Source organism: Ectobacillus funiculus (assembly GCF_004138295.1).
Lineage (GTDB): Bacteria > Bacillota > Bacilli > Bacillales > Bacillaceae_G > Ectobacillus > Ectobacillus funiculus.
Map to the genome: position 1 here is coordinate 66,254 of NZ_SCFM01000017.1, position 26,488 is coordinate 92,741.

The following is a 26,488-nucleotide window of genomic DNA, read 5'->3' on the forward strand; positions in this document are numbered from 1 at the left end:
TGTTCTCGTTATGCTTTGGAAACTAATGACTCTGCATGCTGCAGAATTGCTTCTCCGTTGCACATTCCATAGTGCATTTGATTGATGACTTCAACCGGCACATTGTGATACTTTCCTAACTCTTGAAATCTTGGCAGTGAAAAGCGGATTTGAGGACCAAGAAGCACTACATCACAATCTTTTATTTCTTCTTCCGCTCTGCCTTGGTCAACTGCTTTAATCATATATTCTTTCCCTTGGCTCTCAGCCGACGCTTGCATTTTTCTCACGATGATACTAGTAGACATTCCTGCTGCACAACATAATAAAATTTTCATGTCTTATCTCCCCTTATAGAAATAAACTTAAAATTGCAATTTAAACGTGACTGCTATGCTTCTTGATTTATTGATCTCTTGCTGTAACGTAATAGATTTTGTTAAACATGCATTATGACTGAATAAGCAGTGTATCTATTTTTTGGTATAACGAAACAAATTCTTCTGCTAAATCTCTCACTGTAATTGCATTCATCAAATGATCTTGAGCATGAATCAAGATTAAACTAATCTCCGTTTTATTCTCGCCTGCTTCATCTTGAATGAGCTTAGTTTGTATTTGATGCGCAAGCCCTAATTCCTCTTTAGCCCTTTTAAGATTTGCTAGTGCTTCCTCCATGTTTGCATTCTTGGCAAACCTTATAGCTTCTAATGCTAAACTGCGTGCATTTCCACTATGCAAAATAATTTGAAAACTGATTGGCAAGTTTGTTTCCATATTAACCTCCTTATTTGTAAAAGCGCTTTCTTTTGATGGTTTTATTTTAGTTCAAAATCACCTTCTTCTAAATATAAAAAACTTCCGTTGGAAACGGAAGTTTTGGAATAGCATGATAATTCTTCTGCTACACTTTTCCATACATATACACTACGGACACGAATTGCGACTGTCTATTTTACATGTACCAATCTTTTAAACTCTTTTTGATTCACACAACTAATCATTTTATCTACTGTACTATTATTATCAAGAATGTTGTATAGGAAATCATATAAATATTGTAAGTCGCTCGTATTGTTTTCTTTTACGCTGAATAAACAAACCAATTGTACGGGTGTTCCTCCCCAATCAATCGGCTTAACCAAGGAACAAAATGCAACAAACGTCTCTTTACTTATGTTTTTGATAGGATGAGGAATGGCTACAAGGTTGCCAAAGGCTGTAGAAGAGCATGCCTCGCGCTCTAAAACAGAACTGCACAAAGTATGGCTTGCTAAGTTTAACTCAACGATTTTGTCACTTAAAAATTGAATGACTTCCTCTCTCGAATCCATATGTTGCTGTAAAAATATGAGCTCACTCTTTACATGGCTGCTGATGTCTTCACTGTGCTGTTCATATAAATTTTTCCTGACTTTACTTACATCATCTTTTCCTAGAATAGTGTTCACCTTTGTAACAGGTACAGGAAGATCGAAATCAATCGTAACAGTACTAATAATAAAATCAATATGCATCTCTAATACACAATCTTTTAATTCATAATAGCTGGTAACATCAACAACATCTAACAATCCCCCGAAATGCTCAATCAATTTATATTTCAATAATTGAGCACTTCCCTTTCCTGTTGCACAAACGATTAAACAGCGTTTTTGTTTCCGGGTCTTTTTCAGCCTCTCGATGGCTGCACCTAAATGAATGGCTAAATACCCGGTTTCACTTTCTTCAATTTCTTTGTTTATCTTGCCACCAATCACATTAGCTGCGATTAAACCCGCTTCGAAGGCTAAGGGATAATGCGTTTTGATATCTTGAATAATAGGATTTCGTACATTTAACCCATATTTAATACGGTTTAATGCAACATATAAATGCGCCGCCATATTAAGCTTTAGCTCTTCGTCATGCTTTACATCTATATTCATCTCTTCGTAAACGGCTTGAATAATTTCTTGTATCATGTCGTTCACTGTTTTCTCTTTTGAACTCGCTTCAGAGGTTGGATAACTAGTCACTTTTGTCCCTAATAAACGAATGGTAATATAAATGCCTTCTAAATATGGGAAATGAATAGAAAATACCTTTTCCAACTCCGAGAGCATATTACGGGAAATCGCATATTCCTTTGTATGTTCAATGTCTTTTGTATCTATATCTATTTCTTTCATTACACTGCCACTTCGAATTCTTTCAATAGAAATCAAAATATGCGCCAGCAAATTTTCAAATTCTTGATCGGATAATCCCATGCCTTTTTCCTTTAGAGAGCGCAGTACAATCTCTTTAACCATATCTATCTCAAGGGAGTTGAACAATTTCAACATATATTGTTCATTTTGCAGCATCGGTATGTGGATATCGCGATTAAAATAATACTCGGACATACAAGAACGAATGTAAAATTCATCACCCGTTACTCTCACACCGTAATTCGGACGTTTCTCTAGCATTAATTGATATTTCCCTAATAATTTCTTTACATCTTTCATTAAATTATTCACAGTAGATTTGCTAATATAAAGTTCTTCAGACAAGTCTTCTAACTTCATATAATTTGGTGAACTGAGTAATCTTCTTACTATATACATAACTCGTTCTTTCTGATCAATGGGGACAACAGCATGATTTACGGTATTGTTTTGAAGGTATGTTTGTATAAATGAATAAAATGAACCCTCATCCATGATTTCAAGCTGATACCCATTTCCCCTAGATGACTGGATAACCGCACCGTGTTCACAAATGAGCGAATTTAACATTTTTATATCGCCTCGGATTGTACGAGAGGAAACATTCGCAAACTTTGAGAGATAATTTCCATTAATGACCGACTTTGTATTGAGAAATTCTTTTAATATAAAGATTGATCGAGGATGCAAATGAATCATTCATGATCCCTCCCTTTTTATTCATCTCCCTCATAAAAGGTTCTGGTACAAATATGTTGTGAGAATGTAAAGACATGGTCCAGGCAATTTCTTGACATCGAGGAATCGAATGAGGGAATCTATCGCTTGCATGCCATTTCCGCCACTCCACTCCTAAAATGACAATTACATTGGCTGACAAGGTAGCCATTAATAGATACATACCCAAACTTAATTCCCTTCTTCTCCTGTCAAGTAAACGTTTTTGAATTATAAGTGAGAAAAGGATGTAATATCTTTTTTACACATAGACAATATCATAGAAAGCCAATGAAGTAAATATAACATTATAATCTTTAAAAGAGATACAAACTATAGGTTTGATTGTCTCTGATGTGAATGGGTTGGGACATGGTAACGAAGCAATTAAACTTACCAAGCAATCGTCATATAAGGAGATGGGTAAAGGCATATCGTAAATCTGGTGGGTGTTCTAGGATTAGAGGATCGGCGTGGAAAATCTATACGTAATACAAAAAAGCAACCGAGTAAAAAAACAATGAGCTTAGAGACAGTAGTAGAATACGTACAAGCACAAAATGATGTATAAAAAAAGATATTGGCATTCAAAATTTCTTTGGCCATTTAAAATCAAAGCTGTTATATCTACAGTCATTTCAAACAAAAGAGATGGTACGGCGTGCCGTTAAGAATTATATTTATTTTTATAACACAGAAAGAATTCAATTAAAGTTACACAGCCATTCTCCGATAGAGTACCGAAGAATGGCTGCATCATAGACACTGTCTTTTTGCCGATGTCTACTTGACAGGGGGATGTTCACACTAACAACACTATCATTACTTTTTATTCCTGCTCGCAATATCAAGCCAAACTGCTAAAATTAAGATGCTTCCTTTTACGATATACTGCCAGAAGGATTCCATTCCCATTAAGGACATTCCGTTATCAAGAGATGTCATAACAAGCGCACCGATAATGGCTCCAAGGATTGTTCCTGTACCGCCCATAAGCGATGTTCCGCCGATTACGCATGCAGCAACTGCATCCAATTCAAAGTTTTGTCCTGCTGTAATTGTTGCGGATGTTAGGCGCGCTGTTAGGATAAGAGCAGCCACAGCGGATAGTAAGCCTGTTAGGATAAAGAGCAGCATTGTACGGCTTTTAATATTAATACCTGACAAACGAGCTGCCTCAGGGTTTCCACCGAGTGCATAAATATGGCGGCCAAATGTCGTTTTTGTTGAAATAAAGCTGAAGATTAATGCGATAAGAATAACAAAGATGATTGGAAATGGTGTTCCTTTATAACTGTTCATCACATATACGAATGCAATAATAAGCAGGCTATAGAACGCAAGCTTTGCTGCATCTAAACCGAATGGCGCAACTTCAAATCCATATTGCTGACGGGATTTGCGTCTTCTAAACATTGAAATAGCCAATGCTCCAATTACGATTACCGCTAAAATTATTCCGAATGCATTTGTGAAATACGCATTTCCAATCGCTACAAAGTTTGGATCAGAAATTGAAATCGTTGTTGATTTTGTAATAGCCATTAATAAACCACGGAATATCATCATACCGCCAAGCGTTACGATAAAGGCAGGAATTGCGCGATATGCGACAAGCCACCCCTGCAATAAACCAATGAGAATGCCAGCTACAAGTGTACCTACAATTGCAACAACTGTCGGCAATCCCATCCAGCTACTTAAAATAGCAGCAACACCGCCTGTTAAACCTACGATAGAGCCGACAGATAGGTCAATATGACCAGCTACGATAACGAGTACCATACCAATTGCTAGGATAGAGGTTACCGACATTTGTGTAAATAGGTTCGATAGGTTACGCGCAGTTAAAAATGTATCATTTAAGAATGAGAATAAAATCCAGATCCCTACTAACGCAATAATCATCGTATAAGCACGAACATCAAATTTTCCAAAGATGTTTTTTGGACTCCGCTGCTTGATGGTCTCTTTTTGAGAAATCACTGCTTTTGCTTCCATTTTTATTTCCCTCCTGTTGCTGCCTGCATAATATTTTCCTGATTTGCTTCCTCACGCTTTAGCTCTTTTACGAATTTCCCCTCATTCATAACAAGAATACGATCGCTCATACCAAGAACCTCTGGAAGCTCGGAAGAAATCATGATGATTGCAACCCCGTCTTCTACAAGCCGATTCATTAAGTTATAAATCTCATATTTTGCTCCAACATCAATTCCGCGTGTTGGTTCATCTAAAATCAAAATTTTCGGCTTTGCCATCAGCCATTTTGCTAATACAACCTTCTGCTGATTTCCGCCTGAAAGGGATCCTACTCTTGTTTCAAGTGATGCTGTCTTCGTCTTCAACTCTTTCGCATATTTTGCACTCCACTTAATTTCTTCATTGTTATTCATCACACCGAACTTGCTGATTGTAGGCAAACTCGCTAGTGTTGTATTTGTTTTGACATCCATCCCAAGCACAAGACCAAGCCGCTTCCGATCCTCTGTTACAAGAGCCAAGCCTGCTTGAATCGCAGAGCGAACGGAGTTAATTTTCACCTTTTGGCCCTCGATACACACTTCACCTTCTGCTTTTCCTTCATATGCGCCAAACAAACTCATCACAAGCTCAGACCGACCTGCACCCATTAATCCAGCGATACCAAGAATTTCTCCCTTGCGCAGCTTAAAATTAATATTTTCATTCACCTTCATGCCCGGCTTATCCTTATTCCAGACGGTATAGTTCTTCACCTCAAGCACAACTTCCTTTGGTGTATGCTTTACATACGGATAACGCTCTGTTAATTCGCGTCCTACCATCAAAGCGATAACGCGGTCCTCATTTGCCTCTTCCCGGTCTAGCGTAGCGATAGATTGGCCGTCCCGTAAAATGGTAATAGAATCTGATAAGAAAAACACCTCAGGCATTTTATGGGAAATATAAATACAAGCAACGCCTTTTTTCCGCAAGTCCTGCAGCAAATTCATTAAAATTTCCACTTCACTCTCCGTTAGCGCTGCCGTCGGTTCATCCAAGATTAAAATTCTTGTATTCTTAGATAATGCTTTTGCAATTTCTACTAGCTGCTGTTGACCGATACCAAGAGAATGAACTTTCGTTTCCGGGTGAACATCGAGTCCGACAGCTTGCAGCCATTTTCTCGTTTCAGCATACAGCTGATCCCATTGAATGGAGCCGAACCGCTTCGGTTCTCTGCCTAGAAATATATTTTCTCCCACTGTCATATCCTTCACGAGCGCCAGCTCCTGATGAATAATGGAGATACCTGCTTGCTCTGCATCTGTAATATTACGGAAATTCATTGTCTTGCCATCGATACGGATTTCACCGCTGTATGTCCCTGCTGGATATAAACCGCTGAGCACCTTCATTAAGGTAGATTTACCTGCTCCATTTTCTCCGCACAGCGAATGAATTTCTCCTTTTTTGACTTTAAAACTTACATTATCTAAGGCTTTTACGCCGGGAAACTCTTTTGTAATGCTCATCATCTCTAAAGCGTACATTATTCCAACCCCCTTACTCTGTAAGGAATGAATTGGACATTCTGTCCAATTCACTTCCTCTTTACTAGAATTATTGTTTTGGCCATTGATCTTTCGGAACGTTTTTAAATACATCCTCAAGCTTTTTGAAGCCATCTTTAATAACTGTCGACATGATGTTTTCTTTCGTAACCGCAACTGGATCAAGCAACACAGCTGGAACGTCAATTTTTCCGTTCTCTACCTTTTGATCCGCCTTCACCTGTTCTCCTTTTGCTACGTTTACAGCCATTTCTGCTGCTGTCGTTGCGATTTTATCAATTGGCTTGTACACTGTCATCGTTTGTATACCTTCCGCAATACGCTGCAAGCCTGCTAAGTCTGCATCTTGACCAGACACCGGAATCTTACCGGCTAAGCCTTGTGCCGTTAATGCTTGGATTGCACCGCCTGCAGTTCCATCATTTGCTGCTACAACAGCTTGGATATTGTTTTTATTAGCTGTTAACGCATTCTCCATGTTTTTCAAGGCTTCCTCTGGCTTCCAATCTTTAGAATACTGATCATATACGATTTTGATATCGCCTTTATCAACGAGCGGCTTTAAGACATTCATTGCCCCTTCACGGAATAGCTTTGCATTGTTATCAGTATCTGCTCCTCCAATATAGGCGTAGTTGCCTTTCGGAGCCTTGTCTACAATCGCCTGCGCTTGCATTTCTCCTACACGTACATTGTCAAAGGAAACGTAGTAATCTACATCCGAATTTTTAATTAAACGGTCATAGGAAATCACTTTAATCCCTTCTCTATGAGCCTTTTCTACGATCGCTGCAGAAGCTTCGGCATTATGAGGTACCACTACAAGAACATCAACACCTTGAGAAATCAACTGCTCTGCTTGGCTCAGCTGCATGGCATCATCCCCGTTAGCTGATAGCGTTTTCACTTCTGCACCAAGGTCCTTTGCTTTTTTCTCAAATAATGCTTTGTCTGTTAGCCAACGTTCCTCTTTCAGGGTATCTAGTGAAAAACCGATTACAACTTTATCGTCTTTTTTCTTTTCATTGTTCTCTGCCTTCTGTTCATTGCCAGATGATACAACTCCACAAGCGGCAACCGTAGAAGCTAATGCAACTGCTAACGCACCTTTAGATACAACGTTGAACCATTTATTCATATGCTTAAGTCCCCCTATTTCTCTATTATGATCACGCTTACATACATAGATTATCATGGGGAATACTCCCTCTGTTTTCACTTTTTCTTCACTTATTTATGCATTATCTTCATTAATTTAACCTATCGAAAACGGTTACAAATAATTTCTACTGAAAACTAGCATTTTTTTATCTTTTACTTAAAATAGTCCAGAATTCAGCCCCTTCTCCCAGAAAATGCCGCCTGCGCCAAATTCACTTCCAACTCGAAATCTACTCTTTTTTAAATAGAAATAGAAAAATACCGTTACAAATCGCAACGGCATTCCACATTGAATCTATGTTTATACTATACCTGTTAGAAAAGGAATTTCTTTCACAGTTTGTTAAAGCAAAAGCTTTTGACGATATTCCTTTGGAGCTTCGTTCGTACATTTTTTAAATACCCGGCTAAAATAATTTGGATCATGATAGCCAATCTGAAAGCAAATCTCTTTTAAGCTTAATGCTTCATTTCTCATCAATTGCTTTGCTTTTTCAATGCGCATATTCATTACATAATCGCTGAATGTTTCTCCCGTTTGCTTTTTAAAAAGCTTACTGAAATATACAGAATTTAAATTTACATGCTCAGCTACCTGTTCAAGAGAAATATCCTCTGTATATTTGTCCTTAATATAATTCTTGGCCAGCATGAGCAAATGTCCTGCCCTTTTCTCCCGCTCATTCTTCATCTTAGAAATAATATTTATAACATATTGCTCACTCGCTACTCGCAGCATTGATAGATCATCTATATCAGGGAAGGAAATAGGCTCCAGCTGCAGATGGGAATGCTGCATGAATTGTGAAATATAACCAAACAGAGAAAGAAGCTGAGCGCGAATACGCTTTGCGTCACTCTTCGTTATCTCTATAAGCTTTTCATATATAGTCCGAAGCTGCAACATAGCTGCCTGCTCATCCATGATACTAATTGCATTGCATAGCTGCCGCCCTTGCTCCTCTGAAATGCTTCTTTTCATCTCTTTACGAAATGGCTGCACAGGTACAGCTTCTGTACATTGCTTGCTCGCTGCCAATGCCTCCTCATACGACTGCCGCCAGCCCGCGGCTCCTTTATGTACTGGACCAATTCCAATACAGACGGTTTGTCCTGTTTGCTGCTTTATATATTCACGCAACTTCCCTGCATCATGCAAAAAAGCTGCTTGCTGCACATCTCGTTCCCGCTCTAGGACAACAGGAAAGAAAACTGCCATATGCTGCTGAATAACTGGGCTGACTAAGCAATTTTGCTGTGACTTTACATAATGCTTCGCACACTCATATACGCGTCTTTGCTCCTTTTCATCCTTCACATCTGGAAATGATATCACAACTGCGCTGCCAAATTGCATCTCTATAGCAAGCATTCGTGACAGTGTGAGTACATCCAGCTCTTGAACCGTTTCTAGCATCAGCATTAACGTGCATTCATTCTCTGTAAGAGGCCGAAGATGAGAAACTTGTTCAATAAGCTCAAGCTCCTGTGTTCGCTTGCTGCGGTCTGTAACAATTTCATTCGTAAGCCGCTGGAGCAATGCAACAATCTGCTCCCGTTTTGCCGGCTTTAAAAGATAATCGCTCACTCCTAAGGAGAGCGCTTCCTTTGCATAAGTAAAATAATCATACGCTGTTACAATTACAATCTTTGTATCCGGGAGCTTTTTTTGAATCACAGAAACTGCCTCAAGACCCTGAATGCCTGGCATTTTAATATCCATAAAAATAATATCGGGCTGGTGTTTATCTGCCTTTTCAATTGCAACTCTTCCGTTCTCTGCATGATAGATGGTAAATTGCTCAGGCATTGCCCTTTGCACCATAAGCTCAAGACCTTCTCTCTCTAGCGGTTCATCATCAGCGATTAGTAATTGATACATACTTTCCCCTGCCCCCCTTGTTTGATTGGAAGCTTCAAAATAATACTTGTTCCCTCGCCCTGCTTACTGATAATATCCACAATCTCTTCCATTTCATAAAAGAGACGTAAGCGCTTAAATACATTTGTTGTCCCGAGTCCAGTGGAACGTCTCTTTGTTGGAAAAACCGGTGAAGCTGTCAACAATGACTCTTTTGTTTCTTCAGTCATCCCAGCACCATTGTCAAAAATAGCGACAAATACAAAGTTATCTATCTCCTTAACAGAAAGCTCTATAATTGCTCCCGCCTCCATTCCCTCAATACCATGCACAAATGCATTTTCCAAAAGCGGCTGAAGAGTTAAACACGGAATGGCTTGTTCTAAGCACGCTTCGTTAATATCCAATCTAAACTGGACCCGATCCCGGAATCGTGCTTTTTGAATCGCAAAATATTCCTCAGCATGCTTGATTTCATCCCGAAGCGTCACCGGTTCATCCAGCTTCCTTAGATTATAGCGCAGCAAATTGGACGTAGAAACCGTCAAGTCGCTCGTCTGCTCAGCCCCTTCAATATATGCCAGCTTTGAAATTACATTTAATGTATTAAATAAAAAGTGTGGATTGATCTGGCTTTGCAGCGCCTTTAACTCAAGCTCTTTCACAAGGCGCTCTTTTTCCAGAATTTCCATATTCTTACCCATCAATGTTCGGAGATTCTCTAGCATTTCATGAAACATATTTCCTAAAATACTAAACTCGTCCTTCGCTTGGAATACTGGTACAGCTATATCTAGGTTCCCTTTGCCAATCTGCTTTGCAATATACACAAGACGCTGGATAGGAATGACAATGCTTCGTGAGAGCCAGATTGCAAATACGATACTAAGCGCCGTTGTAAGAATAAATAGTATCCCGCCTAATTGGTTCATAGATCGTGTATTAGCCATAATCTTCTTAAAAATCGGCTGGTAGTTGCTTAGTTCTAAATCAACAAGATTTTGACTATCCTCCCGAATGAAAGAAGCAATTTTTTCAACTTCCTTGTATTGTTCCACATAGCCCGCAAAATCCTGCTCAAGTAATTTTTTTGTAGTAGCAGTCTCCAGCTCTAAAAATGATGAGATGAGATGACTGTAATTTTCTAAAATAAGCTCCTCATTTCCTCCGCGATTTTGTTTCTCTAATGATGCCTGAAGAGCCTGCAGCTTTCCTTTATGCCGAAGGAATGAGCTATAGGAATTTGTATCCTGATTCGCAATATAGCCGCTTAATAAACGGAGATTTTCCTGTGTCTCCATTGAAATTTGCTTGTATAGAAAAACCCTGTCAATCATGACATTATAGCTTTCTTGAACCTTTTTCCCGCTCTGAAAAACAAAAAATGAAACCAAATTAATTAAAATAACGAGAATTGGGATAAAAATAAATAATTTTGTGCGAATATTCAATTCGTTTCCTCCAGATGTACATTATTTTTCGTAATCACCTCAGTCGGAGTAAAATGTTCCACTTTCATCGCCTTCCCCTGTAAATGCTGGCGCAGAATTTTGATAGATTGAAAGCCCATATCAAAGGGTTTTTGTACAATGGTTGCTTGAATATGCCCATTTGAAATAGCTTGCAGAGTTTCCTCTACATCATCAAAGCCAAATATTTGCACATTATTTCTGCGCATATTAGTTGTTGCATTTAAAATACCGATTGCATCTAAAGCACTCATGCCGACCATAATTGACATGTCAGGATGCTTCTTCAGCATGCTTTCTCCCTGCAAAACGGCTTGGATTTGAGAAATATTCGACGACATTACCTCGACAACCTTCATCTGTGGATGCTTCTGAATGACAGATAGGAAGCCGTTAAATCGTAGTTTTTGACTTGTTGATGTTTCACTGCCAATCATTACGCCAATTTCACCTTCGCCCCCGGTCATTTCCGCTACCACTTCTCCTAATTTCTCACCAGCTGTATAATTGTCGGTTCCGACATAGGCAACCCGCTCACTCTTTGGCGAATCTGTATCAATCGTGACAACAGGAATATTCTCGTTAACAGCTTTATTAATAATTGGGGCAAACATCTGTTCATCAAGGCTTTGTACAACAATCCCGTCTACCTTAGATACAATTGCCTTTTCAAATAATTTCATTTGTTCTTCAACACTTGTCTGCAACGGGGCAATATACTCTACCTGCACATTGTACGTATGGGCTGCTTTCCTCGCTCCTTGTTCAATGCTTCTCCAATATGGATTATCCAATTCCTGGGCAATAAGAATAAAATGAGCCGTTTTTCCCTTTGCCTTTTGCGTCGTTTTCAAACTTTCTACGGCATTTTCAATATTGTTCGTATTTGCTGCAAAGCGAATAAGTACGTACATAAAAAGAACAAACAACACTATTAAACTAGCCGTCCACCTTTTGTTTCCCATATGTCCCTCCAATCCGTATTATATATAGTACAGATTAAGGGAAGCGTTTTCAATACCTTGCTGGATAAAATATAGCAAAGCAACTTAGGACAGTCTTTCTTTACTTGTCTAAGGAAACATATTGTATTAAGAAAAGCGGACAAGGCCCGCCTTTTATGGCAGCGTAGGAGTGGGCCGGAGTAAAAGGCGCTTTTTTCCTTTTGCAGAGGTTCAGCCCGGAGTCTGCCATTTTGGACCTTGGGAGCTAGACATCACCCCGAAAGGTTATACTTTCTGGTTACAATGTAAAAAACCTGAGTCCTGTACAATGCAGGATTCAGGTTTTTGTATAACATCGCAGCTCATATCTAGAAGAATACCGATACAAATACGGATTGCAGGGTTATAAGTATTCACAGTTATCACGATTCGCCTTTGTCTAACTTCTCAATCTCGTTTAAAAGCTGACGCGTTCGTTTCGCATTGCCTTCCGCAAAATTTTGCAGCCGCTCCTTCAGCTCTTCATCTGCATGAAGTCGCTCTGCTGTAATTAAATAGGTACGCATCATTTCATTTTCCATTTCAAGCGAATGCTCCAGAATATCCATTAACTGTTTTCCAGACATGGAATCTCCAGGCTTTTCCTGCCTGTCATAATCAAACTGGTGCGAGTCCATAAAATAATCTCCTCTCCTATCACTATCCACCAAGAATTGTTACCTATTCTCCCTCTTTTCATACGCTGCAAGCGAATTTATAACTTATGGAAGGAGTTCTTTGTTCACTTAGCCTTGTACATATAACTCTCTAGAAACATCTGCTAAAAGAGGGTTCTCCTCTTCTGAAGCGTACAAATACAGTTCATGCATCGCCCGTGTACACACTGTATAAAACAGCTTCCGATCTTCGGTGCAGTATTGCGAAGCGTCATATACAATGACCGCATCAAACTCCACGCCCTTGGCCAAATAAGACGGAATAACAAGCACCCCTGGCTCAAAGGAGGCACTCTCCTTCCGAATGAGGCGAAGCTGAAGGTCGTCTCGCATCGCATTGTACGCCTCCCTGCTTTCTGAAGCTGTTTTGCAAATAACGGCGATTGTCTCATGCCCGGCTGCTTGCAAACTTCGAACACGTTCTATAATACGCTGTGCTAACTGTTCCTTCAAAACGTTTGTAACAGAAGGCTTTTCCCCTTCACGGTTAAATGGCTCAATATTCTCTCCACCGGAAATTAGCTGACTTGTAAATTCAATAATTGGCCTTGTTGAACGGTAGCTGCGTGTCAATATAATTGTTTCGGTCTGCTTAGGACCATATAGCTCTTCAGCCGCCATAAAGCCGTTATCAGCAGCATGCGCATGAATTGCCTGATTCAAATCTCCCAGCACCGTCATACGCGCAAGCGGAAACAGCTTCTTTAAAAAAGCAAACTGAAACGGTGAATAGTCCTGCGCTTCATCTACAAACACATGGCGTACGGACGTATTGCGCTGAAAGCCTTCAAGCTGTTCTTTTAAATACAAGTACGGTGTTGCATCTTCATAAAACAGCTCGGCTGCATCTACCTTTTCAACGGTTTGCTTACACATATCCCCCCACTGCTCCGGCAAATCCATTTGAAATCGCTCGGCAGCCCCCGGTGCGAACAGTTGCTTATATACGGCAACAGCATCTAAAAATTGGAGACGCTTCACAAACCGGCGCAGCGGCTTAAACTTCTCCTGCACAACAACCGTTGCTAACAACCGCTCTTCCCTTTTAAAATCATCGAAGGTGTGCTCAGAATATTCCTTCTGTTTTTGCAATCTGCGATAAGCACGGACATAAATATCATTGTCCAAAAACTGCATTTCCTCCTCGACCCATGGCTTTTTCCGCTCCGAACGCTCCAAACGTCTTAATTCGGTTTTCAGCCATTCTGCAACAAGCTGCATCCGATTTGGAATGGATAGACTTGCATCTAAGCTATAAAATCGCTCATGAATTTGCGCTGCGGAAATCAGAACCTCTTCCCGAAACATAATATCCCTAAAGATCAATCCCTCTTCATGTACAGCTTCTACATACCGCTCAATTAACCGCATAAAATGCATCGTTGCTTTATAGCGAATACTTACCATGCGCACAGGATAGCCCGGATCACTCTTGGAACTAAGTGCATATTCCATTTGTGTAAAGGGATCCTCTAAATCAAAATGCTTACCAAGCTGCCGCTCCAAATATTCCTGAAAGGTCGCCTGCTGCATATTTTCTTCCCCAAGCTCCGGCAAAACTGTTGCCACGTAGCTATTAAACATGGAGTTTGGTGAAAACAACACAATCTGATCCGCGTTTAGCCCGCCACGATATCGATAGAGCAAATAAGCGGCTCGCTGCAAAGCAGCCGAAGTTTTTCCGCTCCCTGCTGCTCCCTGCACAACCAACAAACGGCTTGTGTCGTTGCGGATAATCCGATTTTGTTCCTTCTGAATCGTTGCTACAATGCTTTTCATTTGTGTGTTCGCTTGCTTCCCCAATACCTCACGCAGCATTTCATCACCAATGGTAATGCCAGTATCAAACATACTCTCAATATGGCTATTGCGGATGACAAACTGGCGCTTTCTCTTCATTTCTCCTGTAATCGTACCGCCAGGCGCTTCATATTGTGCTGGACCAATTCCGTAATCATAATATAAGCTTGAAATCGGTGCTCGCCAATCATAAACGAGAAATTGCTCCGTCTCCTCGTCATAAAACGAACCGACTCCTAAATAAATCCTTTCTTCCTCTTCTCCGTCTTCTATAAAATCAATCCGCCCAAAGTAGGGGGAAGACTGTAATCTTTTTAATATTTTCAGTTGTTCATTTCCATGACGGTGACTCCGTTCCCTCTCAGCTAATAATTCAACTTGCTGCTTTAAGCTCGTGAAGGTTTCCGCAGCTTCAACCGCATCATCAAAGTTTACAGTTACATCCTCCCAAAAGTTTTGGCGAATTCCTACAACTTCTGATTTTACCGCTCCCGCTTGCTGCTCTAGGGCGGCGCTTTTTAATTTCATTTTTGCGACGACTTCATCAACGCGTTGTTGCTCCTGCTCTAAATCTCTCATAGACATCCGCCACTCCTTTTATCAAACTAAATCCTCTGATGGAAATTTATGTATAACGGTTTTTTCTATCCTATTGCTATTCTCTTTCATCCTAGCTAAGGATGCAACTTATATTATGACACAGACACGCAAAATCCATCGGCGTTCCTGCCTTGAATTTTTTCTTTTCCTAATATATAACTGCTGCATGCCCAAAATTCCTCCCTTCTGGAAATTTATCCTTTCTTACGGCGCAAAGAAAAAAGGTATAACAAAAGCAGCATATAGCGCTATTGTTATACCTATAATGAGTTTCTTATATGGTGAAAAAAGCATAGCATTCAAAGGTGCTGTTGAGAATGTCTATACGATTGATATACCTGTTTTAGATCACTCAATGTCATTTCATACAAATGAACATTGGACTTCTTATAAATCCCAGCTTCCAGCAATCTTTCAATGTAAAATCGCTTTTGCCGTTCTACGGCTTTTCTGAGTAAATTTGACATGCCGCATGCCCCTTTCTGAAAAGCTTATTGATTTTGCAATGTCCGCAGTAGATCGAAGGCTTTGTTTCCCGCTAACGTCATCAACTCTTCGAGCATCTCATCTCTCAACAAATCCAGCTCAATAATTTTTCTGGCCAGTTGCATAGATTCCTCTAAATTTGTCACGTTGCCCCCCTCCTTTCTCCTGCTTTCATGTGCTGATTACACTTTGCTGTATATTATTTTGTCTTTATTTTATTGTATGAAATTTCCAATTATTTTCCTCGAAAATCGTAAGAAAACCTTACAGTGTTTTGAATTTTTTTCCATTTCATGTAAGAAAATATAACAAGGATGTCAGAAAATATAACAAACATGTCGCATAATTCGCAAAAAAAGCGTATAGTAATAAATATGGGAAAGAAAGTGTAACACAAAAAGGGGAGAACTGTGTTGGCGCTCAAAGAAGAGTCCTATAAAGACAAGAAGGTTATTACCATTGGAACAGTCAGTGAGATTACAGGATTATCCGAACGTCAGATTCGGTACTACGAAGAAAGAAAACTCATTTTCCCGGAGCGTACGCAGAAAGGTACAAGAAAGTACTCCTTCAACGATATAGAGCAGTTGATGGAAATTGTGGAGAAAATGGAGGAAGGCGTGCAGACGTACGAAATTCGAAAAGAGATGCTGCGAAAGGAAAAACAACTGAACGAGAAAACTGTTCGTGAACAAATGATTCGCGGACAGCTAAATGCACAATTTGGTATTCAAAAGCCACGATAATTGTATGAAAAACATCCGGAAAGCTTTCCTATAGAGTTCAGATAAACAAAAAGCACAAATAACCGGAGCAAATGGCACAAAACATTCATATCGCACCTATGATAGGATTTTGTACTTGGTCAGTTTATTTACCGCACATACCCTTTCGTCTGCCAAAACGGCTGCACCACCTACCTTCATTCACGTACCTTCTTTTTGTACACAAGTATCGTATGTTGCCAATCATATGAAAAAAGGCTGCTCCTAGGCAGCCTTTTTTCATATCGAGAACTTGTTAGAGCACCGTCTCGTTTCATCATCCGGTACTATCATTCAATTTATCAAATTCACCTCTTGCGCTATGTAAATACTTAAATACCTCAAGCTGCTGCTCGGGAGATAATTCCTTGACACTTGTATCATCGAATCCTAAAACAATAGATAACAGATCTGTTAAATAGCGATTGTCCACAAACTCATTGGGCATATTTTATACCTCCCTGTGCAAAGTCTTTCTACATAGAGTTTCCACTCTTATGTATTTTTATACGAATCAAAGCAACCGAAAAGCAAATCTTTCCCTATCAAGCTTACGACACCGTCCAGGACCAAGACGGTGCCTCATGAATCGTTGCTTATTTTACCTGTTAAATACGCACTTCATTCTATAGCCAGCTGCAGAAAGAATTCCTTAACTCCCCGTGTACGGGCTGCCATAACCTCCTCCCGTGTATGGGCTGCCATAGCCTCCTCCCATATATGGACTGCCGTAGCCTCCTCCCGTATATGGACTGCCATAGCCTCCTCCCGTATATGGACTGCCATAGCCTCCTCCCGTATATGAGCATCCACAGCCTCCCCCCATATATGGACTGCCGTAGCCTCCTCCCATATATGGACCCATAGCTAAATATGGAGATCCTCCAAATGGTACCTGTCGTGGAAACATTCCTATTTCCTCCCTTTTCATCATTTTACCTATCACCTTTACCATATGCGTCTTAAAGCCAACAGGAATAGGTGTTTATCTTCCTGACAACAAATATTGAAATAGATCATATAACGCCCGTTATAAGCAACCAAACAACCAACAACGGGCTATCCTTTCGTACAAAGAAAGGATAGCCCGTTTGTCCACTATTAAGAAATCCTTGATTCTACTACTTTTTCTACCTGTTGCGGAGTGAATTCATTTTCCATTTTTGCAACTACAACAGTTGCCACACCGTTTCCGATTAGGTTTGTAATAGCACGCGCTTCAGACATAAAGCGATCCACTCCCAACAGAAGTGCCATACCCTCTACCGGAATTACCGGGAATGCGGCAAGCGTCGCAGCCAACGTAACAAATCCAGAACCCGTTACTCCTGCAGCACCCTTTGACGTAAGCATTAAAATACCGAGCAATGTGATTTGATCCCAAATGCTTAAATCAATACCATAAGCTTGCGCGATAAAGATTGCAGCCATGGACAAGTAAATAGATGTTCCATCAAGGTTGAAGGAATAACCCGTTGGCACTACAAGACCAACAACAGATTTAGAGCAGCCGTATTGGTTTAATCGGTCCATTAAACGAGGTAACGCAGATTCAGAGGAGGAAGTACCTAATACTAGGAAAATCTCATCTTTAATAAATTTAATGAATGATAGAATGTTAAAGCCATAGAATCTTGCAATTGCACCTAATATAAACACGATAAAGAAGAACATCGTTAAGTAAACAGAGCCCATTAGTTTGCCAAGAGAAAACAAAGAACCAAGGCCAAAATTTCCAATTGTATAAGACATCGCACCAAACGCCGCAATCGGAGAAAGCTTCATAATCATATTTACAATTCCGAAAAAGCCATGACTCAATTTATCGAACAGTTGAATAACAGGCTTTGACTGCTCTCCCATAGCCGCAAGCGCAACCCCGAATAACACAGCAAAAAATAGAATAGGAAGCAACTCACCCTTCGCCATCGCGCTCACGATATTATCAGGGATGATACCCATGAGAAAGTCTACTAAACCATGACTTGTTTCTGCTGCTTGCTTTGTAAATTGAGAAACATCTCCCTCTATGTTGCTCGTATTAATGCCCTCACCAGGCTTCACAAGATTTACAATAAGGAGTCCAATCGCCAAAGCAAACGTTGTCACAATTTCAAAGTATAACAACGCCTTACCGCCAATACGTCCTACCTTTTTTACATCTCCCATGCTTGCAATACCAATGACAATTGTAAAGAATACAATCGGAGCAATAACCATTTTAATAAGTTTAATAAAAATATCAGCTAACACCTTCAACTCTGCTCCGAACGCGGGGAAGAAGTGACCTACGCAAATACCAATAATAATTGCTAGAATTACTTGAACAGTCAGATTTTTCAGTTTAGACATTGTTCATCCTCCTTTTAATTTTTGAAAACGCTTTATTTCCTGTACCCAACTATAATAGAAGTTCACAAGTCCGACAATTTTATGGTTTTTTAGTTCTTATTGTTCTTTTTGGTCTCACAAAATAACTAGGTTATAATAAAAGAAAGTTCCGTTATGACTACCAGGAAGGTGATGCACTTTGTATTGTATAAGGAGGGTTCTTTTCTATCCCATCATAACAGCCGCCTTTCTATTGTCTGGATGCAGCTCCCCTCGCGCTGTGGACTATGATCAAGTAAGCGATCAAGAAAGGCTCATTATTCGCTTCCCGTATGTAACGGGGGAAAATACTCCTAAAGGATTAGCAGCGAAGAAATTTAAAGAGCTTATAGAGAAGCGGAGCAATGGAAAAATCGAGGTGCAGGTCTTTCCAAATTCCAGTCTATACTCTGACTACAAAGAAATTGAACAGCTGCAAAAGGGAAATGTTCAGATGATTGCGCCACATACAGCCAAATTTTCAGAAATCCTTCCAGAAGCACAGCTGCTAGACTTACCATACTTATTTAACAACCATGAGGAAGTTGATGAATTGGCAGAGGGGCCAGTCGGCGCAGAAATAAGCCGGCTTCTTGAAAAAAAAGGCTTTAAGCTGCTTGCTGTTTGGAATAATGGCTTTAAACAGCTGACAAACAACCAAAAACCAATTCAAACGCCTGAAGATCTCTTTGGACTGGTCTTTCGTATCGCACATAGTGAAGTAATTAAAGAGCAGTTCGAGCTTGCTGGCGCCAAAAGCATTGTTCTGCCATTTGATGAATTGTACAGAGCATTAGAAGCTGGAAAAGTGCAGGGAGAAGAAAATACTGTTTCAAACATTAATAACAAACGGCTCTACACTCATCAAGAATATATGACTAAAAGCGACCATGGCTATTTAGGATACTTTGTTATTACAACAAACCAGTTTTGGAGCAGTCTTCCGAAAGATACAAAAACGATGCTTGAGGAAACAATAGACGAGGTAACAGAATGGGAAAGACAAACAGCTGCAAAGATGGAGGAGGAGCAATACTTACAGCTGAAACAGCAAGAGGATCTTTCTATTTATGAGTTAAGTCCTAAAGAAAAGACGGAGTGGAGGAACACCTTTCATTCTACATACCAATGGTTTACAAACAAAATTGATAATAAAGTGATTGAAGAATATGTAAAAACAAAATAACCATAGTTTCTCGTATAGACAATAAATCATTTAAAGAAAACTCGCCGATTGGCGAGCCCTGCTCTTGGGCGAAGACAAGTTGCACTTATACTTTATTCCTAAAATTTCTCGCCACGTCGAATGATCTCCCAGCTAGAAATTTATACTTTCTTAAAGTGTAAGAAAGGCGGACAAAGCCCGCCTTTTACGGCAGTACAGGGGCCGGAGTACTTCAACCTAGAATGTATCCATTTTTACAAGAAAGAAAAAAAGCTTCACAGAAAAGCAAGATGCAGCCCGCCTTTTCTATGAAGCTTTTTTCGTAATAGAAGAGCTGCCAATTGTAGCTGTTTCACATTATAAAGGAGAATAGCGATTAATAGGTCGTCCAATCGTTCCATATTGAACTTCCAATTTTATTTTTTTCGTTTTCTCCAGATAATCTAAATATCTTCGCGCTGTCACTCGCGCCAGCCCAACCCCCTCAGCAACCTCTTCAGCCGACAATGCTTTCTTCTGATTTAATAAAAACAGCAAAATTTGTTTCATTGTAACTGCATTTAACCCCTTTGGAAGAGGCTCTTCGGATAATTGCAACTCTCTCTGCTGCGGCTTGACCTTAGTATTCGCCAAATAATCAATCTCTTCTTGGTTTAGCTCGTTCTTTGCCAGCTTGAGACGGAGCGCCTTATAATTATCAAGTGCACTCTTGAAGCGGTCAAAGCGAAACGGCTTCACAATATAATCAATAGCTCCGTACCGAAATACACTTTGCACTGTTTCTGAATCACGAGCTGCGGTCACCAAAATCACATCAACAGGTTGGTTTTGCTTACGCAGTTCTACCAATACATCCATGCCATTCAAATCAGGCAAAAAATGATCAAGAATAACAAGATGGGGCTGCTTTGCAGCAATCGCCGCTAAAGCCTCTATACCAGATTGCGCTGCACCTACAATTTCAAATCCACCGGTAGCTTCCACAAACTGCTTGTTCACCTCCATAACCATCGGATCATCATCCACAATCATTACCCTGATGTTTTCCTGCAACTCCCTTGCCCCTTTCCTATTTCGGAATAATAACCGTGAAAATGGTTCCCAGATTTACTTCTGTCTCCAAATCGATTCTCCCACCCACATTTTCTACATACCTATGAATCAGAGCAAGCCCAATTCCCCGATTTTTACTTCCCTTTGTCGTAAATCCTTGCTTATATATTTGATCTCGTATCTGTTTCGGAATACCTGGTCCATTGTCCTTTATCTCAATTCTTAATTCATCTGCCAAATCACGAATGGCACACTCTATTTTCCGTCTCTCTAAGGCCTGGCCTTGAAGTGCCTCCATCGCATTTTCTAATAAGTTTCCGATTACCGTAACCAAAATACCAACATCCCATTTCTGCGGGATGTCCTTCAAACAGCTGCCGCGGTCGATATGGAGCTGAATACCCAGCTCCTTCGCGCGGCTTACCTTTGCAAGCAGCAAACCAGAAATACTATAGTCACATATGTTATTAGTTAAAAAAGATGCCAGCTCCTCCTGCTCATGTACACTATCGAACACGTAGCTAAGCGCTTGTTCTGATTTTCCTAATTGAATAAGTCCAGCAATTGCATGCAGCTTATTTCGATGCTCATGATTCTGTACACGAAGCGCCTCAATAAATTGCTTAACCCCTGTCAACTCCTCGGCCAAATTAAACATTTCTGTTTTATCTCGAAACGTTGCTGCCGCTCCTACAATTTTCCCCTTTACCCGTATCGGCAGAATACTGACCAGTATGCGAGCGTTACCAACAATGCGATCCTCATTATATTGCGGAGTTCCCGTTTGCATCACTGTTGTTAACCCGCTGTCTGGGATAACATCAAGCACTCCTTTTCCAACAACAGGTTCTGCCAAGCCAAGAATGCGGCAAGCCTCTGGATTCGCTATTGTAATACGATATTGACTGTCAATCGCTATAACCCCATCACCAATTGATTGAAAAACAGCAACCCGCTCCTCAAGCAAGCGGGCAATCTCAGCCGGCTCCATATTAAACATTTGCTTTTTAATATTGTAAGCAAGCAATACTGCCCCTATCAATCCAACAATAAGAGCAATAAAAAAAGGAATCTGCAAATCACTGCGATATTCTAAAAGCAGCTGCTTATACGTCGGTGTTACAATTCCTACAACAACAACCCCGACTTGTTTGCTTTCCTTCATCACTGGCACAAACGCCCTGATAGAAGGCCCCTTACTGCCATAAGCACGGGAAATATACACTTGCTCAGCTAAGGAAGGGCCTTCATCTCCTCCCATAAATACTGTCCCAATCTTCGATGAGATAGGGTGAGAATAGCGAATACGATTCATATCATAGACGACAATATATTCCACATCTGTTGCAAGACGAATTTTTTCGGCAACCGGCTGAATGCTCTTAGCCCCATCAGGCTGCCCAACATTATTAATAATCGGTTCCAGCTCCGCAACTGATCGGGCAATAGACAATGCACGCTGTCCTTGTTCATTTTCCGTTGCTGACAATACCTTTTCTACGAGCATTCCACCGCTAATAGCACTTGATAAAAATACAAGGCAAAATACAAGAATCCCAATTTTCATGCGCAAATTGGATATAAACAGTTTCTTCATCTATAATTTCCTCAATGTTTGTAGTTGGACTGCAAAGAAAATGTAACAAGCTTAGTATAGCATTTCATAAGATTGGTTTGCATACAAAACGGGAGGCTCACTTAGTCGAATCACTATCTCACTTGCAGAAAGAAAACTCCATCAGCATCTATCTGGAAATGTATCGCTAAAGTAGAAACGAGAGATTATTTTGCCCAATTCCTCTAGTAGCATTATACTATGTAAAAAGACTGTAGGATGAAGGGAGAAACACAATGAGCCGATATGCTGTTTGCAGAGTTGAAAAAGATGGTTATTTTATTTATTCGTATGCTGAAACCTTTGAGGAAGCCATTCAAAAGGCAGAGGAATGCAGTATGAGAAGCGGTGATTCCTATATTGCGATTTCAGAAGAAAAACTAAAACAACGAGAGGTAAAATAATGTAAGCCTGCTGATGAACAGAGGAGACATATTTGACTGCAAGTCTAGTTGCGTATGTTCACGCGCCTGCCATTCATGTGTTTTGTAAGGACTGTCAATGCCGATTGTACTTGCTCAAGGGTGCCTCTAAAAGGAAACATAAACCTTTGTACGTGAACTACCACGAACCTAAAGGTATCGTGGTTTTACGCCCACAAATATAAAAACTTTATTTTCTCTGATTGTTGATTTATAGATTTAAAGCAAAGCAGCTGTTGATTGTCTAATCATCAATTCAGGAGAAAGGAGTAACCGTTCTTTATAAGGTTTAGATGTTTGCATTTCTTTCGTTAATAAATCAATAACCTTTGCTCCCATCTCTTTCACCGGTTGGGCAACTGTCGTTAGCATTGGGGAAGTTGTCGTCGAAAGTACCGTATTATCAAACCCAACAACAGATACATCCTCAGGAATATTGAATCCCATTTCCTTAGCAGCCTGTATAACCCCAGCCGCCAACAAGTCATTACAGGCAAAAATAGCAGTAGGTCTTTCTTGCAAGGAAAGAAGTTGCTGGGCACCTTCATATCCCTTTTGAATCATAGCTTCTGTTTTTATTATATAGCCATCCAGTATAGGTAACTCAGCTTCTTCCATAGCATCTCTAAATGCCTCCAGGCGCGGTATATTACTCCGAACATTTTCAGCAATAATAGCAATTCTCTTATGACCTAAGGATAGCAAATATGAAGTAGCTAAGTATCCTCCTTTATAGTCATCAACCGTTACAGTATCTATAGATAATTTTGGGATCTCTGAAGCGATTAAGGCAATCGGAATTCCTTTTTCCAGCAGACCTTCAAGCAAGTCAGTGCTTCGAAAAGCTGAAGCTACAACAATGCCATCTATTCTTTGGCTAGTTAAAAGTGATAGATATTCTTTTTCCTTTTCTGCATCATTATCTGTATTACACATCATAACATTAAATCCCAACTCACGACTGCGATCTTCAATGCTTCTTGCAACCTCAGCATAAAACGGATTTGAGATATCAGGAACCAGCAAACCAATCACCTTTGTTTTTTTCCCTCTTAGAGAAGCTGCGGCTACATCAGGATGATAATTGAGTTTATTCATTGCTTGGAACACTTTTTTCCTAGTTTGTTCACTAATGCTTCCCGTATTATGTATCACTTTTGAAACAGTGGAAATGGAAACCCCAGCTTCTTGAGCGACACTATGAATGGTCGGTTTCACAACAGTAGCTCCTCCTTTCTTTACTAGCTTTCATTTATATAACATTAACATAGTAACATGAAAACGCTTCATGCTATTATAACATGTAAAATTCAATATCGAATATCAAGACTATTGTTTAATATTATGTATATCTTCATGATACATAAGTACAACAAAGATATCTTAATATAACAAACTCAAATATAACCCACTCTTGCTCCTCTCCCTCCTTCTATACTGCTATTTTATAAAAGGAGAGGTATGTTCCGATTTTACACTTACTCCAATATTAGGTCTCCCTTCTAAACAAAAAAACTAAGAGAAAGTATGTACAGGAGCAGGATACCCACTAAAGAAAACTCGCCGATTGGCAAGCCCTGCCCTTGGGCGAAGACAGAGGCGTAGTTGCACTTATACTGTATTCCTAAAATTCCCTACTACGCCGAATGAACTTCTAGCTGGGAATTTATACTTTCTTACAGTGAGAAAAAGACAGCCTTGATATACAAGGCTGCCTCACATTCATTATTGATAGTCTCTACAGCATACAGCACCCTTTTCAGAGAAGTGCGTACGACTTTTTAATAAAGTCTGATAGTACTACATTCGGTAACATGACCTAAGGTAGAACAATGGAGGTGTTCTCAAGTCGCTTAACCCATCAATCAAATCAGCAAATTTTGAATCAACACTCCATTTCGTAATAGGGTGATGTACTTCGACAGCCCTATGTAAACTGCATACTTACAATTTATTTTTCTAGTCATAAGCGCTTACAATTATTTTTCTTATTGGACCTTCATCATTGATTTATTTGTGTTGCCCTGATCATATTGTGAACGGAAATGCTCCTCTATATCTTCAAGTGTGCGTCCATTTGTTTCTGGCATCCATTTGTAAACGAAGCCAATTCCCAATATACCAAGAACGACAAAAATAAAGAATGTAGTAGATAGACCTACAGAGCTTAGCAGTATTGGAAAAGTAAAACCAATAATAAAGTTTACAATCCATAGGAAAAATACACTAATACCAGCCCCAAGACCCCTTAGTCTTTGCGGGAAGATTTCTGCAATGACTAACCATGTTACCGGTCCAACACACGCCTGCATAAAGGCAAGGAATAACACCGTTAAAGAAAGCACAACATACGGAAGGGCAGCCGATCCTTCAAGTACCTTTGAAAATATTGCAATAAGTAAAAGTGCTGTTGTGGTTCCAGACAAACCAATAATCAACATGGGACGACGATTTACCTTACCAACCATCCAAATCCCAAATACGACTGCAATCACTGAAACGAGCCCATTCGCAATGTTAGCAATTAAAGCCGCCTTCGTACCAAAGCCAGACTCTTCAAGAATTTGCGTTCCATAATACATAATGGAGTTAACACCTGTAATTTGATTTACCATGGCAACCCCAATGCCAATTAACAAAACGCGGCGCAGCCATGGTGCGGCAAAGTCTTTGATAGATGCCTTTTCAAGCTCTGAATCCCTTTGTAATGCTGCTTCAATTTCATGAAATTCAGTTTGTGCTCGTTTCTCGTCACGTATTTGTTTCAGAACACGCAGCGCCTCATTCTTTTTCCCTTTTGCAGCTAGCCATCTTGGGCTCTCTGGAACAACAAGCATACTTACAAATAGCGCTAAAGCCGGAATTGCACAAATAAAAAGCATGTATCGCCAAACATGTCCAGTATCAGCCATTGTAACACCAAGAATAGCGTTGAAAACGTAGGCTAATAATTGCCCGCCAACAATCATAAATTCATTCATCGTCACCATTCGGCCGCGTTGCTCATGGGGTGCCATTTCTGCTAAAAAGGCCGGTACCATCGATGATGCCCCGCCAACAGCGAGCCCTAGTAAAAACCGGAAGACAACCATGATTGAAACATTAGGCGCAAATGTAGTTCCAAGTGATGCTAACAGGAATAAAAACGAAAGATTAAGGATCATTTTCCGACGACCATAGCGGTCTGCTAGTTTACCGCACGCTAACGCACCAAATGCAGCTCCTAATAGAAGCGAGCTCGTAACAAGACCTTCTGTAACTGGTGTTAGATGAAGCTGATCAGGCCTTTCCATAAAAGGTAAAGCTCCGTTGATAACCCCAGTATCATATCCAAAAAGAAGCCCGCCAAAGGTCGCAGAAATCATAATAAGCTGCAAAAAGCTTTTATAATTTCTTGGGTTCTTCCTCCCTTGATTGCTCATGCATGATCACCCTCATTTGCTGTATTGTGCCAACCTCTAATTCATACACTGCTTCTCGTTTTACTTTACTTTTAACAATATATAAGTCCAACTTAAACATCTGATATATCACTAACTCTGCCACTTAATGAATACTTGAACTGACCTGCTTTAAATATGTGGAAACATTAAAATGGACTTATATAGTCATCAAATAACGAGTAGCGTGCCCTCCAA

General features: G+C 40.0%; 24 protein-coding genes. 4 read left to right on the top strand and 20 right to left on the bottom strand.

Annotated features, from left to right (window positions below):
- Window positions 1-8: 8 nt before the first annotated feature.
- From EP737_RS13160 to EP737_RS13170, 3 genes are all read right to left on the bottom strand, one after another.
- Window positions 9-317 carry a PTS sugar transporter subunit IIB gene (locus EP737_RS13160; protein WP_129728434.1) on the bottom strand — a complete coding sequence of 103 codons (309 nt, stop codon included), beginning with the start codon at window positions 315-317 and terminating at the stop codon, window positions 9-11.
- A 112-nt stretch (window positions 318-429) separates the two neighbouring features.
- Window positions 430-756, bottom strand: coding sequence for a PTS lactose/cellobiose transporter subunit IIA (locus tag EP737_RS13165; protein ID WP_129728435.1), 327 nt, complete (start codon window positions 754-756; stop codon window positions 430-432).
- Between the two features lie 173 nt (window positions 757-929).
- Window positions 930-2,870 (bottom strand): BglG family transcription antiterminator, encoded by a 1,941-nt coding sequence (locus tag EP737_RS13170; RefSeq protein WP_129728436.1) that lies wholly within the window; start codon window positions 2,868-2,870, stop codon window positions 930-932.
- 603 nt (window positions 2,871-3,473) lie between these two features.
- On the opposite strand from EP737_RS13170, the gene EP737_RS26900 reads away from it, so the two are divergent.
- On the top strand, window positions 3,474-3,650 hold the full coding sequence (locus EP737_RS26900) for an IS3 family transposase (RefSeq protein ID WP_425455906.1): 177 nt from the start codon (window positions 3,474-3,476) through the stop codon (window positions 3,648-3,650).
- Window positions 3,651-3,710: 60 nt separating this feature from the next.
- Here the strand turns inward: EP737_RS26900 and EP737_RS13185 are convergent, their stop codons facing one another.
- The 10 genes from EP737_RS13185 to EP737_RS25595 all read right to left on the bottom strand — a co-directional run bounded on the left by EP737_RS13185 (window position 3,711) and on the right by EP737_RS25595 (window position 15,586).
- The gene (locus EP737_RS13185) at window positions 3,711-4,889 is read right to left on the bottom strand and encodes a sugar ABC transporter permease (RefSeq protein ID WP_129728437.1); all 1,179 of its coding nucleotides are present in this window, start codon (window positions 4,887-4,889) and stop codon (window positions 3,711-3,713) included.
- 2 nt (window positions 4,890-4,891) lie between these two features.
- Window positions 4,892-6,403: a xylose ABC transporter ATP-binding protein gene (locus EP737_RS13190; protein WP_129728438.1), complete on the bottom strand. Its 1,512-nt coding sequence runs from the start codon at window positions 6,401-6,403 to the stop codon at window positions 4,892-4,894.
- A 70-nt stretch (window positions 6,404-6,473) separates the two neighbouring features.
- On the bottom strand, window positions 6,474-7,562 hold the full coding sequence (xylF, locus tag EP737_RS13195) for a D-xylose ABC transporter substrate-binding protein (protein ID WP_129728439.1): 1,089 nt from the start codon (window positions 7,560-7,562) through the stop codon (window positions 6,474-6,476).
- Between the two features lie 366 nt (window positions 7,563-7,928).
- On the bottom strand, window positions 7,929-9,467 hold the full coding sequence (locus EP737_RS13200) for a response regulator transcription factor (protein WP_129728440.1): 1,539 nt from the start codon (window positions 9,465-9,467) through the stop codon (window positions 7,929-7,931).
- On the bottom strand, window positions 9,452-10,897 hold the full coding sequence (locus EP737_RS13205) for a sensor histidine kinase (RefSeq protein ID WP_129728441.1): 1,446 nt from the start codon (window positions 10,895-10,897) through the stop codon (window positions 9,452-9,454). The genes EP737_RS13200 and EP737_RS13205 overlap by 16 nt, the downstream gene beginning before the upstream one ends.
- The gene (locus EP737_RS13210; RefSeq protein WP_129728442.1) at window positions 10,894-11,880 is read right to left on the bottom strand and encodes a sugar-binding protein; all 987 of its coding nucleotides are present in this window, start codon (window positions 11,878-11,880) and stop codon (window positions 10,894-10,896) included. Before EP737_RS13210 ends, EP737_RS13205 begins: the two co-directional genes overlap by 4 nt.
- A 401-nt stretch (window positions 11,881-12,281) precedes the next feature.
- Window positions 12,282-12,536 (bottom strand): P-loop NTPase family protein, encoded by a 255-nt coding sequence (locus tag EP737_RS13215; protein ID WP_246040253.1) that lies wholly within the window; start codon window positions 12,534-12,536, stop codon window positions 12,282-12,284.
- A gap of 108 nt (window positions 12,537-12,644) precedes the next feature.
- Window positions 12,645-14,954, bottom strand: coding sequence for an RNA polymerase recycling motor HelD (gene helD, locus EP737_RS13220; protein ID WP_129728507.1), 2,310 nt, complete (start codon window positions 14,952-14,954; stop codon window positions 12,645-12,647).
- Window positions 14,955-15,274: 320 nt separating this feature from the next.
- On the bottom strand, window positions 15,275-15,442 hold the full coding sequence (locus EP737_RS26905; protein WP_129728443.1) for a Fur-regulated basic protein FbpA: 168 nt from the start codon (window positions 15,440-15,442) through the stop codon (window positions 15,275-15,277).
- Window positions 15,443-15,466: 24 nt separating this feature from the next.
- Window positions 15,467-15,586, bottom strand: a complete 120-nt coding sequence (locus tag EP737_RS25595) for a hypothetical protein (protein ID WP_246040257.1) — start codon at window positions 15,584-15,586, stop codon at window positions 15,467-15,469.
- Between the two features lie 288 nt (window positions 15,587-15,874).
- On the opposite strand from EP737_RS25595, the gene EP737_RS13230 reads away from it, so the two are divergent.
- On the top strand, window positions 15,875-16,207 hold the full coding sequence (locus tag EP737_RS13230; RefSeq protein WP_129728444.1) for a MerR family transcriptional regulator: 333 nt from the start codon (window positions 15,875-15,877) through the stop codon (window positions 16,205-16,207).
- A gap of 295 nt (window positions 16,208-16,502) precedes the next feature.
- Here EP737_RS13230 and EP737_RS25600 read toward each other — a convergent pair whose 3' ends face one another.
- The 3 genes from EP737_RS25600 to EP737_RS13240 all read right to left on the bottom strand — a co-directional run bounded on the left by EP737_RS25600 (window position 16,503) and on the right by EP737_RS13240 (window position 18,577).
- Window positions 16,503-16,673, bottom strand: coding sequence for a hypothetical protein (locus EP737_RS25600; protein ID WP_165350784.1), 171 nt, complete (start codon window positions 16,671-16,673; stop codon window positions 16,503-16,505).
- Between the two features lie 204 nt (window positions 16,674-16,877).
- Window positions 16,878-17,135, bottom strand: coding sequence for a hypothetical protein (locus EP737_RS13235; RefSeq protein ID WP_129728445.1), 258 nt, complete (start codon window positions 17,133-17,135; stop codon window positions 16,878-16,880).
- A 191-nt stretch (window positions 17,136-17,326) separates the two neighbouring features.
- On the bottom strand, window positions 17,327-18,577 hold the full coding sequence (locus EP737_RS13240; RefSeq protein WP_129728446.1) for a dicarboxylate/amino acid:cation symporter: 1,251 nt from the start codon (window positions 18,575-18,577) through the stop codon (window positions 17,327-17,329).
- Window positions 18,578-18,836: 259 nt separating this feature from the next.
- Here EP737_RS13240 and EP737_RS13245 point away from each other — a divergent pair, with 259 nt between their 5' ends.
- Window positions 18,837-19,781, top strand: coding sequence for a DctP family TRAP transporter solute-binding subunit (locus EP737_RS13245; protein ID WP_165350785.1), 945 nt, complete (start codon window positions 18,837-18,839; stop codon window positions 19,779-19,781).
- A 336-nt stretch (window positions 19,782-20,117) separates the two neighbouring features.
- Here the strand turns inward: EP737_RS13245 and EP737_RS13250 are convergent, their stop codons facing one another.
- Window positions 20,118-20,813 carry a response regulator gene (locus EP737_RS13250; RefSeq protein WP_281278897.1) on the bottom strand — a complete coding sequence of 232 codons (696 nt, stop codon included), beginning with the start codon at window positions 20,811-20,813 and terminating at the stop codon, window positions 20,118-20,120.
- 16 nt (window positions 20,814-20,829) lie between these two features.
- A complete protein-coding gene (locus EP737_RS13255) occupies window positions 20,830-22,410 on the bottom strand; it encodes an ATP-binding protein (RefSeq protein ID WP_129728448.1) in 1,581 nt (526 codons plus the stop codon).
- 254 nt (window positions 22,411-22,664) lie between these two features.
- Between EP737_RS13255 and EP737_RS13260 the strand changes: the two genes are divergently transcribed.
- Window positions 22,665-22,832: a DUF3933 family protein gene (locus EP737_RS13260; protein ID WP_129728449.1), complete on the top strand. Its 168-nt coding sequence runs from the start codon at window positions 22,665-22,667 to the stop codon at window positions 22,830-22,832.
- 237 nt (window positions 22,833-23,069) lie between these two features.
- On the opposite strand, the gene EP737_RS13265 is transcribed toward EP737_RS13260, so the two are convergent.
- Together EP737_RS13265 and EP737_RS13270 are read right to left on the bottom strand one after the other, a co-directional pair.
- Window positions 23,070-24,068, bottom strand: coding sequence for a LacI family DNA-binding transcriptional regulator (locus EP737_RS13265; RefSeq protein WP_129728450.1), 999 nt, complete (start codon window positions 24,066-24,068; stop codon window positions 23,070-23,072).
- A 770-nt stretch (window positions 24,069-24,838) separates the two neighbouring features.
- Window positions 24,839-26,272 carry a sugar porter family MFS transporter gene (locus EP737_RS13270; RefSeq protein WP_129728451.1) on the bottom strand — a complete coding sequence of 478 codons (1,434 nt, stop codon included), beginning with the start codon at window positions 26,270-26,272 and terminating at the stop codon, window positions 24,839-24,841.
- Window positions 26,273-26,488: the final 216 nt, after the last annotated feature.